The organism is Apilactobacillus intestinapis (assembly GCF_049166695.1).
Lineage (GTDB): Bacteria > Bacillota > Bacilli > Lactobacillales > Lactobacillaceae > Apilactobacillus > Apilactobacillus kunkeei_C.
On sequence record NZ_JBMHFD010000038.1, the window covers coordinates 1 to 506 of the forward strand.

The window sequence follows — 506 nt, forward strand, 5'->3', positions numbered from 1 at the left end:
TGATAAGATAGACGGTGGTTTCATGATTATGTACGGGCGCTTTTCTGACTACTACAGGGAGCTGGAATCACAAGGATTAGTTAATCGTGATGGTTTGAATTTTAACGGGGAGGATTAGATGGCAGAAACGATAAAGATTGAGTTTGACATCAAGCCACAGCAGCAAGAGCGTCCTCGTATTGGTATAAAGAAAGTTCTTAGCAAGCTTGGCTATTACAAAAACAAGAACTATTTGTATGATCCAATTAAGACGGTTAACTACAAAAAGAAAATGGCTTACCTCGCTAATCTTGAAAAGAGTGTGAACTACTTCGATCCATTGAGCGGGGCGTTGGCATTGAACGTGACATTCTACATTCTGCCTCCTAAGTCACTAAGTAAGGTTAAGCACGCAATGGCTATTATTGGCGATCTGTTGCCATTCAAAAAGCCAGACCTTAGCAACTACATTAAGAGTACCGAGGATGCCTTAAACGGTATTCTGTGGAAGGACGATGCCATGCTAT

General features: G+C 41.3%; 1 protein-coding gene. It reads left to right on the top strand.

What is annotated here, in order from left to right; all coding sequences use genetic code 11:
• Window positions 1-118 precede the first annotated feature (118 nt).
• The coding region (locus tag ACOMA7_RS07735; RefSeq protein ID WP_421393161.1) for a RusA family crossover junction endodeoxyribonuclease at window positions 119-506 on the top strand (388 nt) is incomplete at its 3' end.